The organism is Kitasatospora sp. NPDC088264 (assembly GCF_040685715.1).
Taxonomy (GTDB): domain Bacteria; phylum Actinomycetota; class Actinomycetes; order Streptomycetales; family Streptomycetaceae; genus Kitasatospora.
Map to the genome: position 1 here is coordinate 243,675 of NZ_JBFBIR010000003.1, position 13,258 is coordinate 256,932.

Here is a 13,258-nt window from a genome sequence, read left to right on the forward strand (position 1 = left end):
CGACCGACACCACCACGAGGGACGGCGAGCATGACGGAACCGCGACCGGCGCGGACCCCGCGCAGGCCGGTCAAGACCACCGGCACCCTGCCGCCCGAGGGCGCGGCCGCAGCCCTCGGGCGCGACCACACCCTGCCGGTCCGGCAGTGGCCGATAACGCTGGTCCTGCTGGTGGTCGGGGCCGGCCTCGCGGTCACCTGGTTCGCCGACTTCAAGGACGGCTTCAAGTACGGGCTGCTGATCCTCGGCTGCGGGGTGCTGCTCGGGGCCGTCCTGCGGCTGGTGCTGCCCGAGGTCGGGATGCTGGCGGTGCGCAGCCGCTTCACCGACGTGATCGTGCTGACCTTCCTGGGAGCGTCGATCGTGCTGCTGACCCTGGTGGCGCAGCCGAACCCGTGGCTGGAGATCCCGCTGCTCGACAACATCGGCAAGTTGATCGGCCGGCCCAAGCACTGACGCCGGGGCGACCGTGACGGCCCCCGCCCTGCGAGCCAGGGCGGGGGCCGCCGTCCGTTGTGACGCATCAGCCAGGCCCGCACCCGCGGCGTACGCTTCCCTTTGCGATAACCTGACGCCGGTCTCTCGATGTCGAGAGATCATCCTCGGCTCCAGCGCGCCGGTGTGCCTGGGGCACCTGGCGATCTGCTGGAGAAGGTAGAAATGACCCGCACCCCCGTCAACGTCACCATCACCGGAGCGGCCGGCCAGATCGGCTACGCGCTGCTCTTCCGCATCGCCTCGGGCCACCTGCTCGGTGCCGACGTCCCGGTGAACCTGCGCCTCCTGGAGATTCCGCAGGGCCTCAAGGCCGCCGAGGGCACCGCCATGGAGCTCGTCGACTGCGCGTTCCCGCTGCTGCGTAACATCACGATCACCGACAACCCGAACGAGGCCTTCGACGGCGCCAACGTCGCGCTGCTGGTCGGCGCCCGTCCGCGCACCGCCGGCATGGAGCGCGGCGACCTGCTGCAGGCCAACGGCGGCATCTTCGGCCCGCAGGGCAAGGCGATCAACGACCACGCCGCGGACGACATCAAGGTCCTGGTCGTCGGCAACCCGGCCAACACCAACGCCCTGATCGCCCAGCGCAACGCCCCGGACGTCCCGGCCGAGCGCTTCACCGCGATGACCCGCCTGGACCACAACCGCGCGGTCGGCCAGCTCTCCATCAAGACCGGTGCGCCCGTCTCCGACATCAAGCGCGTCACCATCTGGGGCAACCACTCCGCCACCCAGTACCCGGACGTCTTCCAGGCCGAGATCGCCGGCAAGCCGGCCTTCGAGGCCATCGGCAGCGACCAGGCCTGGCTGGACGAGACCTTCATCCCGACCGTCGCCAAGCGCGGCGCGGCCATCATCGAGGCCCGTGGCGCCTCCTCGGCCGCCTCGGCCGCCAACGCCGCCATCGACCACGTGTACACCTGGGTCAACGGCACCGCCGAGGGCGACTGGACCTCCATGGGCGTCGTCTCGGACGGCTCCTACGGCGTCCCGCAGGGCCTGATCTCCTCCTTCCCGGTCACCACCAAGGCCGGCAAGTTCGAGATCGTCCAGGGCCTGGAGATCTCCGACTTCTCGCGCGCCCGCATCGACGCCTCGGTCAAGGAGCTGACCGAGGAGCGCGACGCGGTCCAGGAGCTGGGCCTCATCTGAGCCCCGCGGCACCGCTTTCCCGACGGCCCGCCGTCTCCTTCCCGGAGGCGGCGGGCCGTCGTGTGACCGGCCGTCGCTCGTTCTTCCACTCCCCGGGCGCCGGCCGGTCTTACACTGACCCGCTGTGAACGAAACCCTCGGGGACGCCCTGCTCGTCCTCGTCTTCATCCTGCTGGGCGGGCTGTTCAACGTCGCCGAGATCTCGCTGATCTCGCTGCGCGAGGGCCAGATCCGGACGCTGGAGGCGCTCGGCACCCGGCGGTCCGCCCGGGCCGCGCACCTGGCCGCCGACCCCAACCGCTTCCTGGCCGCCGTCCAGGTCGGCGTGACCTGCATGGGCTTCCTGTCCGCCGCCTTCGGCGCGGACACCCTGGCCGGCAAGGTCGCGCCGCTGTTCGTCCGGGCCGGGCTCACCGAGGGCGTCGCCGACGCGGTCGCCCTGGTCGGCCTCACCCTGGTGATCAGCTACGTCTCGCTGGTTCTCGGCGAACTCACCCCCAAGCGGATCGGCCTGCAGCGGGCCGAGTCGATCGCGGTGATCGCGGCCCCGGTGGTGGACGTGATGTCGGTGGCGCTGCGCCCGGTGATCTGGCTGCTCGGCCACTCCACCAACCTGATGGTCCGCCTGCTGGGCGGCGACCCGGCCGCCGGCCGTGGCTCGATGAGCTCCGAGGAGCTGCGCGGCCTGGTCGCCGCCAACACCGAACTCGGCAGCGACGAACGGGCGTTGATCGCGGACGTGTTCTCCGCCGGGGAGCGGCAGCTGCGCGAGGTGATGGTCCCGCGCACCGAGGTGACCTTCCTGGACGCCGAGCGCCCGCTGGCCGCCGTCCGGCACCAGGCGGACACCTCGCCGCACTCGCGCTACCCGGTGGTCGAGGGCAGCGCCGACGCCGTGGTCGGCTTCGTGCACGTCCGCGACCTGTACGGCGCGCGCGGCGAGCAGGCCGCCAAGGTCCGCGACCTGGCCCGCCCGGTGAAGCTGCTGCCCGGCACCAAGCGGGTGCTGGAGGCGATGGGCGAGATGCGCCGCGAGGGCCACCACCTGGCCATCGTGGTGGACGAGTACGGCGGCACCGCCGGGATCGTCACCCTGGAGGACCTGGTCGAGGAGGTGATCGGCGAGATCCGGGACGAGTACGACCGGCCGGAGACCGCCGCCACCCGCCGGCTGGTCGGCGGCGGCATGGAGCTGGACGGCCTGCTCAACCTCGGCGACTTCACCGAGGAGACCGGCGCCACCCTGCCCGAGGGCCCGTACGAGACGGTGGCGGGCTGTCTGGTCGCCTCGCTCGGCCGGCTGCCCCGGGACGGCGACCAGGTGCGCGTCCCGGTCGAGGGCGGTGGCGGGGTGCTGCTGACGGTGGCCAAGCTGGAGGGCCGGCGGATCGCCCGGGTGAGGGTGAGTGCGGTCACACTGGCGGAACCTCCTGGGGCGGACGTTTCCTGAGCGCCCGGTGGAACTGGAACAATGGCCCGCATGGTCAACGCAGCGGTCACTGGTCCGGTCAAGGACCGTCCCCGGGTTCTCTCCGGCATCCAGCCCACCTCCGGCTCGTTCCACCTCGGCAACTACCTGGGCGCGGTGCGCCAGTGGGTGGACCTGCAGAAGGAGAACGACGCCTTCTACATGGTCGTCGACCTGCACGCGATCACCGTCTCGCAGGACCCGAAGGAACTGCGCGAGAACACCCGGGTCTCCGCCGCCCAGCTGCTCGGCGCCGGCCTGGACCCGGAGCACTGCACCCTGTTCGTCCAGTCGCACGTGCCCGAGCACGCGCAGCTCGCCTGGGTGATGAACTGCCTCACCGGCTTCGGCGAGGCCTCCCGGATGACCCAGTTCAAGGACAAGTCCGTCCGACACGGCGCGGACAGCACCACGGTCGGCCTGTTCACCTACCCGGTGCTGATGGTCGCGGACGTCCTGCTCTACCAGGCGGACGCCGTCCCGGTCGGCGAGGACCAGCGCCAGCACCTGGAGCTCACCCGCGACCTCGCCGACCGCTTCAACACCCGCTACGGCCAGACCTTCACGGTGCCGAAGCCGTACATCCTCAAGGAGACGGCGAAGATCCAGGACCTCCAGGACCCGGGCGCCAAGATGAGCAAGTCCGCCTCCTCGGACAAGGGCCTGGTCAACCTGCTGGACGAGGCGAAGGTCAGCGCCAAGAAGTTCAAGAGCGCCGTCACCGACACCGGCACCGTCGTCTCCTACGACGAGGACGGCAAGCCCGGCGTCTCCAACCTGCTGCGCATCCACTCCGCGCTCAGCGGCCAGTCGATCGACCAGCTGGTCGCGCACTTCGAGGGCAAGATGTACGGCGCCCTGAAGACCGAGCTGGCCGAGCTGTTCACCGAGTGGGTCACCCCCTTCCAGGAGCGCACCCGCTCGTTCCTGGACGACCCGGCCGAGCTGGACCGGGTGCTGGCGATCGGCGCCGAGAAGGCCCGCGAGGTGGCCGCGCAGACGCTGGAGACGGTGTACGACCGGGTCGGCTTCCTCCCGGCCGCCAAGCGGTGACTCCCCTCACACGCCTGCCCGATGGTGACGGTCTCCCCGAGGCCGTCACCATCGGCGTGTCCGTGAGCGTTCCGGATCCGTACGGTGCGCAGATCCAGGACGCCCGGGCCGGGCACGGCGATCCGCTGGCCCGGTCGATACCGACGCACGTCACCCTGCTGCCGCCGACCGAGGTGCCGGCCGAGGCGCTGCCGAAGATCGAGGAGCACCTGGCGGCGGTGGCGGCCGCGCACCGGCCGTTCCGGATGCTGCTGCGTGGCGCCGGCACCTTCCGCCCGGTCTCCCCGGTGGTGTTCGTCCGGGTCGAGGAGGGCGCGCAGGAGTGCCGGCTGCTGGAGGCGGACGTCCGCTCCGGCCCGCTGGCCCGCGAGCTGGCGTTCCCGTACCACCCGCACGTGACGGTCGCGCACGGCCTGCCGGATGACGCGCTGGACCAGGCGTACGCGCAGGCGCGCGGCTTCCGGGCGGCCTTCCCGGTGCCGGGCTTCGGCCTCTCCCGCTTCGACGCGGACGAGGTCTGGCGGCCCTGGCGGAGCTACCTTTTCTCCTGAACTACGGGACTGACCTTCCGAGTTCGAGCATCCGGTCGACCACCCGGCGGGACGCGCCGCCGTCGTCCAGGACGCAGTGCTCGGCCCGGAAGCGCCGGTGGCGCTCCGCGTACCCGGGCGGCAGGTCCGCGCCGGAGTCGGCGAGTTCGCGCAGCGCGCCGAGCAGTCCGGCCGAGGTGGGGACGAGCGGGCCGGGGGCCTGCGGCTCGAAGTCGAAGTAGAAGCCGCGCAGGGTGTCGCGGTAGTGCTCCAGGTCGTAGGTGAAGAAGAGCACCGGGCGGCCCGTGACGGCGAAGTCGAACATGATCGACGAGTAGTCGGTCACCAGGACGTCCGCGACCAGCAGCAGCTCCTGCGGGTCGGGGTAGTCCCCGCAGTCGTACAGGAAGCCGTCCCCGGCGCCCGGCAGCGGCTCGCGGACGTGCGCGTGCGGGCGGATCAGCAGCACGTGGTCCCGGCCGAGCAGGCGCCGGGCGTGGTCGAGGTCCAGCCGCAGGCCGAGCCGGAAGCCGTCGCCGTCACCGCGCTGCTGGTCCTCGCGCCAGGTCGGCGCGTACAGCACGATCCGCTTGCCGTCCGGGATGCCGAGCCGGCGGCGGACGGCCGCGGCGGCGGCCTCGTCGGGGCGGGCGAGCACGTCGTTGCGCGGGTAGCCGGCCTCCAGGATCTCGCCGTCGTAGCGGAACGCGCGGCGCAGGATCGGGGTGGCGAACGGGCTGGGGGAGAGCAGCAGGCTCCACTGCGGGGTCTCCCGGTCGAGCGCCTCCAGGTAGCCGTGGTCGGCCAGCCAGGGGTTGTCGACGTCGTGGGCGATCCGCTTCAGCAGCGAGCCGTGCCAGGTCTGGAGCACCACCTGGCCGGGGCGGCGCTCCAGGAAGTCCGGGAAGTGCGTGTTGCCGACCAGGTACCGGCAGGTGGCCAGCGCGCGGTACCACTCCGGGCTCCAGATCCGGACGGCCCGGACCCCGGGCGGCAGTTCGGCCTGGGCGTCGTCGACCACCCAGAGGTGTTCCAACGGCGCTCCGCGGCGGGCCAGTTCGGCGTGCACCGCGCGCGGGGAGTCGGCGTAGCCGCGGCCGCCGAACACGTCGTACAGCACGGCCTCGCGCAGCGGTTCGCGGCGGGCGGCGGGGTAGTGGACGGCGCGCTGGCGGCTCTGCGTCCAGGCGCTGCGCTCGGTGGGGGTGAGCACCGGGGTGGAGTCCACCAGCAGGGTGTCGTGCCAGCGGCGCTGGAGCAGGATCCGCTTGCCGCCGGCCGTGGTGGCGGCGGGCAGCGCGGGCAGGGCGGCCGGTGCGGCGAGCAGCGGGCGGCTCGGGCCGGGCCGCCCGGCGGGCGTCAGCGCGGCCTCCCAGATGCCCTTGCGCAGGGGCAGCGCGGTGCCGTCGGCGCCGGTGCGGGTGGCGGGCAGCAGGACCTTGAAGCGGCCGTCCTGGTCGGCCTCGACGGGGGAGCGGACCTCGCTCGCGGTGCCGGTGTGCCGCAGGACGAGTTCCAGCCGGTCCGCGGCGCGGTCCGGGCAGCGGCCGGTGAGTTCGAAGCCGCCGGCCCGGACGGCGATCCGCTCGACCAGGCCGGCCGCGGGCTGGACGCACACCTGGAGCCGGCCGTCGGCGAGGTGCTTGAGGTAGAGGGCGCGGTCCGGGGTGTCGGGCAGTCGGTGCTGGCCGGCCACCGGGCCGCCGCGCTCGTCCGGGCAGAGCTGCTCGGTGCTGCCGTCGGGGTGCAGGAACTCGGTGTCCCAGTGCTCCAGTTCGCCGCTGCCGCGGCCGTCGGCGGTGAACGGCCGGTACGGCAGGTGGACGGCGAAGGTGTTGCCGGTGCGGGCGACCGGCCGTTCGATCACGGCGTCGCTCTGCCGGTGGCGCAGCCGCAGCACGGTGCCGGACGGGCAGGTGTCCGCGCTGCCGCGCAGGTCGAGGCCGTCGGCGGTGGGGGTGGCGTGGGTGAGCCGGACACTCGGGCGTTCGAGCCGCAGGTGGAGCCGGCCGTCGGTGAAGTGCGGCTGGAGACGGACGTCGTGGTCCACCCAGTGGGCGGGCGGGTACTCGCCGGAGCCGCACCAGTGCGGGGCGAGGGCGCCGTACCGGCGGCGCAGCCGGGTGGGGCGCGGGCGGGTGAACAGGGTGGTCTCGATCTGCCAGTCGCCGAGCAGCCAGTCGGTGCCGTGGCGCAGCCGGCCGGGCTCGATCAGGGCGGTGAAGCCGGACCAGTCGTGGTTGAACTCGGGCTGGGCGCTGTCGTCGGTGACCTCGGGCAGCCGGCGGGGCCGGGAGCGCAGGTGGACGGGCGGCCTGCTCCCGTCGGCGTGGCGCAGGGTCAGCCAGGTCCAGGCGGAGCCGGGGCGGCCGGTGTCGAGGTCGTCCGGGCGGGCGAAGCCGGTGAGCTCCAGGCCGCGGCCGGTCCAGCGGGCGCGCAGCAGGCCGAAGGTGACGTCCTCGTCGGCGGCGGGCTGGTCGGTGCTCACGCGGGGGTCGGCGTGCGGAAGGACGAACCGTGTGAGCGCAGGCATGGCAGGGGTCCTTCGGGACGGGGGCCGGGCCATGGGCGGTGGACCGGGGCCGCCGGACCGATGCCGAGAGGAAACCGGGGCCGAATTCATATCCCATACCGGGACGCCGTCCGGGGTCAACAGTGTGGACCAGAGAATTTCCCGTGAAATTCACCGACAAAACACTAGTTCGAGTGCAATGCGCAGGCAAAGGCCGGGGATATTGTCAGGGAATTCCCAGGAAAACGCGGAGGCGCCCGACGCGGTTCGCGTCGGGCGCCTCTGCGGGGCTCTCGGGGTTGCTCCGGGCTACCCCGTACTGCTCGGTGCTACTCCGCGCGGAGCATCGCGTCGACCACCCGGGCGGAGGCCTTGCCGTCGTCCAGGTCGCAGTACGCCGTGCGGAACGCGGCGGCCTTGTCGGCGTACTCGGCCGCGACCTCGCCGACCCGGCCGAGCGCGTCGACCAGTTCCTCGGAGGTGGCCAGCAGCGGGCCGGGCGCCTCAGCCTCGAAGTTCAGGCTGAAGCCGCGCAGGTTGTCGCGGTAGTGCTCCAGGTCGTAGGTGAAGAACAGGATCGGCTTGCCGGTCGCGGCGAAGTCGAACACGCTGGCGGAGTAGTCGGTGATCAGCACGTCGGCGATCAGCAGCAGCTCCGCCATGTCGGGGTAGCTGCCGACGTCCCAGATGTAGCCGTTGCCGGCGCCCGGGATCTGACCGCACATCATGCTGTGCCGGCGCACCAGCAGTACCTGGTCGTCGCCGAGCGCGGCCTTGGCCGCCGCCAGGTCGAGCCGCAGGTCCAGCTGGTACCCGCCGTTCGGCCGGCGCCGGTCCTCGCGCCAGGTCGGCGCGTAGAGCACGACCTTCTTGCCCTCGGGCAGGCCGAGCCTTTCGCGCACCTGTTCGGCGGTCTTCTCCCGGTCGGCCGCGAAGAGCAGGTCATTCTTGGGCGAACCGCTTTCGAGAATCTCGCCCTTGTAATCGAACGCGCGTCGCAGGATCGGGGCCGACCAGCTGTTGCCGGCCGCCAGCAGACTCCAGCTCGGCACCTCCCGGGCGAGGCCCTTCAGGTAGTTCGCATCCGTGAACCAGACCTTCTCGAAATCGAGGCCGATCTGCTTCAGCGGGCTGCCGTGCCAGGTCTGCAGGACCACCTGTCCGGGGCGGCGGACGAAGAAGTCGGGCAGGTGGGTGCTGGTGACGATGTACTTGGCGGTCGCCAGCGCCTCGAACCACTCCGGGCTCCACAGCCGGATCGCGCTCGCCGACTGCGGCAGATCGGCCTGGAGGTCGTCACTGCCCCACAGGTGCTCCAGCGGCAGGCCGCGGCGGACCAGCTCCTCGTGGACCGCCCGCGGCGAGTCGGCGTACAGGCCGCCGAGGCCGACGTTGTACAGCACGGTGTCGCGCACCGGGTGCCGGCGGGCGTTCGGGTAGTCGACGAACCGCAGCTGGCGCAGCCGGTAGCCGCTGCGCTCCTCCGGCAGCAGCGCCGAGTGCGACTCCAGGGAGAGGCCGTCGTGGTGGCGGCGCTCCAGCACGATGCGCTTGCCCCGGGACTCCACCTCCAGCGGCATCGCGCCGAAGCAGTCCGGCGAGATCAGCGCGTACGAGCTCGGAAGCTCCTCGGCCGGGGCACCGACCGGGCGGAAGAAGACGTTCCAGGTGCCCTGGGCGAGCGGCACCCGGCCGGCGAAGGAAGCCGTCGGCACGGCGGGCAGCGCGGTCCGGAACCGTCCGTCCGCGATCTCCACCGGGTAGACGTGCTCCTCCTCGCGCCAGTCGTGGCGGACCACCAGCTCCCAGCGGTGCGCGCCGGACAGCGGGAACGAACCGCTGAGCAGGAAGCCGTCCGCGCCGCGGGTGGAGACCTCGTCCACCACCGGCTGGAGCAGCTGGTCGGAGAACTGCAGGTACCCGCTGGGGGAGGGCTTGGAGTAGAGCGCCCGGCGCTGGTCGGCCGGGGCGTCCGGGTTGAGCGGCAGGTGCAGCTGCGCCGGGGCGTTGCGGTCGTCCCAGGTCACCGGGACGGTGCTGCCGTCGGCCAGCAGCAGCGCGGTGTCCCAGCGGTCACGGCCTCGCTCGGCGGCCACCGGGTCCAGCTCGGCCCAGGCCTCGCGGACGGCGGTCAGCTCGGCCGCCGGGAAGGACACGCTGAACGGCTGCAGGCTGCCGACCGGCGCGCCCAGCTCCAGCGGGAAGGCCAGCTCGCGGTCGGACTCGACGTGGGTGAGCCGCAGCCGGGCCCCGGCGAAGCTGGAGCCGGAGCGGGCCGCGCCCGACACCTCGACCCGGCCGCCGTGCGAAGCCAGGCCGGTCACCCGGGCCTTGACCGTCTCCACCCGCAGGTAGACGGAGCCGTCCCGGACCCACGGCACGATCCGCACGTCCGGCTCGACCCAGTGCGCCGGGATGTAGTGCGCGGTGTCGCTCCAGCCGGCCCAGACCCGGCCCTTGTAGACGCCGCCCTTGCCCGCGCCGGCCACCAGGACGCGCCAGTTGCCGTCCTTCCACTGGCCGCGGTGCTTGAGCTTCTTCGGGTCGACGCCGACGGTGAAGCCGGCCCAGTCGCAGCTGTACAGGTCGTGGTGGCAGCTGGCGGTGGCCTCGGGGCTGTACTGGGTCTTCATCGGCACCGCGATCACCCGGCGGCCCTTGGCCTCGCGCAGCACCAGGGTGCGGACCATGTCGTGCTTGCCGGCCGCGCCCAGCTGCTCCGGGTACGCGTGCCCGGTCAGCTGCAGCCGCCCGCCGACCCAGGCCGTCTCGTACAGCCGGCTGCGCATGACCAGTGAGTTGTCCAGCTTGAGCACGCCGGACGGCACGCTCTTGCGCCCGCCGCGCAGGAACGGGTAGTCGGCGTACGGGCGCAGCAGACCGCGGGCCTGGACGCCGCCGTTGCTCTCGCCCTCGTACTTGATCTGCTCGACGAACTCGTCGATCCGGCCCTGGAGGGTCAGGTGGTACTTGAGCCGCAGCGGCGCCCGCAGCTTGCGGACCTGCTCGGGGCCGATCGCCCGCAGCAGCCGGCTGACGTTCTTGACGTAGGCGTCCCGGTACTCCTTGTCGCCGTCCACGACGGACCAGAAGAACATCGGGATCTCCTCGACGAGGGTGTTCTCGTCGTAGGAGCGCAGGTACTGGGCGAAGCGCGGATCGGTCTGCTTGCGCAGCCAGCCGCGGACCAGCTCGACCGAGGTGACGCGGTCGATCAGGCCCTTGGGGTTGGTGCGCATCTGGGTGATCGACATCTCGCCGACCTCGCGCTCGCGCCAGTGGTAGATCGGCTCGCAGAGCACGTCCACGCTCTTGGCGAGGTAGTGGTGCGGCACGCTGACCGGCGCGTCCTCGTACAGGATGCCCTCGGGGTAGAGGATGCCGGCCGCGTCGAAGAAGGAGCGGCGGTACACCTTGTTCCACGCGGTGCGGTCGGTGACCAGCGCCGGGATCTCGGTGATGTGCGTCTTGAGCTTGGTCTCCCTGAACGGCTTCGAGTGCCCGCCGGACTGGTAGTAGCCCACCGCGCGGAACCGCAGCACGTTGCCGGTGGCGAAGTCCGAGCCGGTCTCGTCCAGGGTGTTGATCATCAGCTCGTACGCGCTCGGCGGCATCGAGTCGTCACTGTCGACGAAGCACAGGAACTCGGCGTCCGGGTCGATGTGCCGGATGCCGGTGTTGCGGGCCGCGCCGAGGCCCTTGTTCACCTGGCGGACCAGCCGGAACCGCGAGTCCTTGGCCGCGTACGCCTCGGCGAGGGCCGCGCTGTCGTCCTTCGAACCGTCGTCGACCATGACGCACTCGAAGTCCGTGAAGGTCTGGGCGGCGATCGAGTCGAGGCATTCGACCAGGTAACGCTCGACGTTGTAGATCGGAACGACGATGGAGAGGCGGGGAGCCATCGGCTACGCAGGCCTTTCTCGGGAAGGAGCGTGGCAGCCCGGTGAGGGCCTGACCGCACTTTGGATCGGTGCGTACGTGCGCACCGATCCTACCTCCGGGCCATGGGGCCCTTCGGGGCCACTACGCTGGGCCCGTGCCCCGCTTCAGCGTGATCGTCCCCGTGTACCAGGTTGAGGACTACCTCGCCGAGTGTCTCGACTCGGTGCTCGGCCAGGGCGGCCCCGACCTCGAACTGATCGCGGTGGACGACCGCTCCCCGGACGGCTGCGGCCCGATGCTCGACGAGGCCGCCGCCGCCGACCCGCGGATCCGGGTGCTGCACCTGCCCGAGAACGTCGGCCTCGGCCGGGCCCGCAACGCCGGCCTGGAGGTCGCCACCGGGGACTACGTGATCTTCCTCGACAGCGACGACACGCTCACCCCCCAACTGCTCAAGAGCGTCGACGACCGGCTCGCCGCCACCGGCGACCCGGACGTCCTGGTCTACGACTACGCCCGCACCTACGCCGACGGCCGGATCACCCGGGCCGCCTCCGCCCACGTGTTCGGCGCCGCCTCCCCGGACGTCTTCGACCTCGCCGCCCGTCCCGACCTGCTCGACCTGCTCCAGGTGGTCTGGAACAAGGCCTACCGCCGCGACTTCGTCACCGCCCAGCAGCTGGTCTTCCCGGCCGGCTACTACGAGGACACCCCCTGGACGTACCCGGTGCTGCTCGCCGCGGCCCGGATCACCCTGCTCGACGAGGTCGGCGTGCACTACCGCCAGCGCCAGGAGGGCGGCAACATCCTGGCCACTGCCAGCCGCAAGCACTTCGACGTCTTCGCCCAGTACGACCTGGTCTTCGCCTTCCTGGACCACCGCCCCGACCTCGACCACTGGCGCCCGGTCGTCTACGGCCGGATGCTGCACCACCTGAACACCGTCGTCTCCAAGCCCGGCCGGATCCCGCCCGGCGACCGCCGCGAGTACTTCCGCCGCGCCGCCGCCCACTGCGCCCGGCTCCGGCCGGCCGGCTACCGCCCGCCGCCCGGCGTGGACGGCGTGCGCACCGAACTGCTCAGCCACGGCCGCTACGGCGCCTACCAGGCCGTCCGCGCCCTCGCCCGGGCCCGCCGCCTGGTGAAACGCTAGAATCTGCGCCGAGCCTGACGGCCATTCGGAGGACGGGCCGGTATAACCGGTCGGGTGGACTTCCTGACCCGCCTCCCGGTCATCGGCCCGCTCGTCACGTGGGTGCTGCGCAGCCGCCCGTACCGGGTGTACGAGCACTTCTCCGCGGCCCGGGGCAACCGGCTGGCCGGTGCGGTCACCTTCTTCGGCTTCCTCGCCCTGTTCCCGCTGCTCACGGTGGGCCTGGCGATCGCCGTCTCGACGCTCAGCAGCAGCCAGGTCGCGGACCTGCAGAAGCACATCTCCGACCAGCTGCCGGGCATCTCGGAGGCGCTCAACCTGCCGTCCCTGGTGGCCAACGCGGGCGCCGTCGGACTGGTCAGCGGGGCGCTGCTGCTGGTCTCCGGCCTCGGCTGGGTGGACACCATGCGCACCTCGATCCGGGACGTCTGGCAGCTGCCCGACGACGACACCAACGTGGTGCTGCGCAAGGGCTGGGACTGCGCGGTGCTGGGCGGCCTCGGCGTGGTGTCGCTGATCTCGGTGGGCGTCTCCACCGCCGGGACGACGCTGGCCGGGCGGATCGCCGACTGGACCGGCCTGCCCAGCGGCTACCTGCTGACCGGGGTCGGCGTGCTCGTCGCCATAGCGTGCGACACGCTGCTCTTCGCCTACCTGCTGGCGCCGTTCCCCGGGATCGGCGGCCAGCGCCGGCGCGACGTGCTGCAGGGCGCGCTGATCGGCGCGGTCGGCTTCGAGCTGCTGAAGGTCCTGCTCGCCTCCTACCTCGGCTCCGTCGCCGGGAAGAGCCTGTACGGGGCCTTCGGCGTGCCGGTGGCGCTGCTGCTGTGGATCAACTTCGTCTCACGGCTGCTGATGTACTGCGTGGCCTGGACGGCGATGGCCGATCCGGTGGCCGCCCGGGAGCGCACCCGGGAGCACGCCCGGGCGCTGCTGGCGGCGGCCGACGAGGCGGAGGCGGCCGCGGACACGACGGCGGCCCGGCCCCGGGAGGAACCCTGAGGCCG

9 protein-coding genes are annotated in these 13,258 nt (G+C 72.2%); 7 read left to right on the forward strand and 2 right to left on the reverse strand.

The genetic code is table 11. The annotated features are described in order from the left end of the window. Positions 1–30: 30 nt before the first annotated feature. The 5 genes from AB0O82_RS04725 to AB0O82_RS04745 all read left to right on the forward strand — a co-directional run bounded on the left by AB0O82_RS04725 (position 31) and on the right by AB0O82_RS04745 (position 4,725). A complete protein-coding gene (locus tag AB0O82_RS04725; protein WP_063349030.1) occupies positions 31–456 on the forward strand; it encodes a DUF3017 domain-containing protein in 426 nt (141 codons plus the stop codon). Positions 457–660: 204 nt separating this feature from the next. After that, positions 661–1,653, forward strand: coding sequence for a malate dehydrogenase (locus AB0O82_RS04730; RefSeq protein ID WP_363580200.1), 993 nt, complete (start codon positions 661–663; stop codon positions 1,651–1,653). A 124-nt stretch (positions 1,654–1,777) separates the two neighbouring features. Beyond that, entirely contained in the window at positions 1,778–3,103 is a 1,326-nt protein-coding gene (locus AB0O82_RS04735) for a hemolysin family protein (RefSeq protein WP_363580202.1), read from the forward strand. A 30-nt stretch (positions 3,104–3,133) separates the two neighbouring features. Continuing rightward, positions 3,134–4,174 carry a tryptophan--tRNA ligase gene (trpS, locus tag AB0O82_RS04740; protein ID WP_363580204.1) on the forward strand — a complete coding sequence of 347 codons (1,041 nt, stop codon included), beginning with the start codon at positions 3,134–3,136 and terminating at the stop codon, positions 4,172–4,174. Positions 4,175–4,236: 62 nt separating this feature from the next. Beyond that, a complete protein-coding gene (locus tag AB0O82_RS04745; RefSeq protein WP_347878545.1) occupies positions 4,237–4,725 on the forward strand; it encodes a 2'-5' RNA ligase family protein in 489 nt (162 codons plus the stop codon). A 1-nt stretch (position 4,726) separates the two neighbouring features. On the opposite strand, the gene AB0O82_RS04750 is transcribed toward AB0O82_RS04745, so the two are convergent. Together AB0O82_RS04750 and AB0O82_RS04755 are read right to left on the reverse strand one after the other, a co-directional pair. Beyond that, complete coding sequence (locus tag AB0O82_RS04750; RefSeq protein ID WP_363580206.1) at positions 4,727–7,237, reverse strand: CDP-glycerol glycerophosphotransferase family protein; 2,511 nt, start codon at positions 7,235–7,237, stop codon at positions 4,727–4,729. A gap of 308 nt (positions 7,238–7,545) precedes the next feature. Then, the gene (locus AB0O82_RS04755; protein ID WP_363580208.1) at positions 7,546–11,118 is read right to left on the reverse strand and encodes a CDP-glycerol glycerophosphotransferase family protein; all 3,573 of its coding nucleotides are present in this window, start codon (positions 11,116–11,118) and stop codon (positions 7,546–7,548) included. Between the two features lie 134 nt (positions 11,119–11,252). On the opposite strand from AB0O82_RS04755, the gene AB0O82_RS04760 reads away from it, so the two are divergent. Together AB0O82_RS04760 and AB0O82_RS04765 are read left to right on the forward strand one after the other, a co-directional pair. Continuing rightward, a complete protein-coding gene (locus AB0O82_RS04760; RefSeq protein ID WP_363580210.1) occupies positions 11,253–12,251 on the forward strand; it encodes a glycosyltransferase in 999 nt (332 codons plus the stop codon). A 54-nt stretch (positions 12,252–12,305) separates the two neighbouring features. After that, entirely contained in the window at positions 12,306–13,253 is a 948-nt protein-coding gene (locus AB0O82_RS04765) for a YihY/virulence factor BrkB family protein (protein WP_363580212.1), read from the forward strand. The last annotated feature ends 5 nt before the right edge of the window (positions 13,254–13,258 follow it).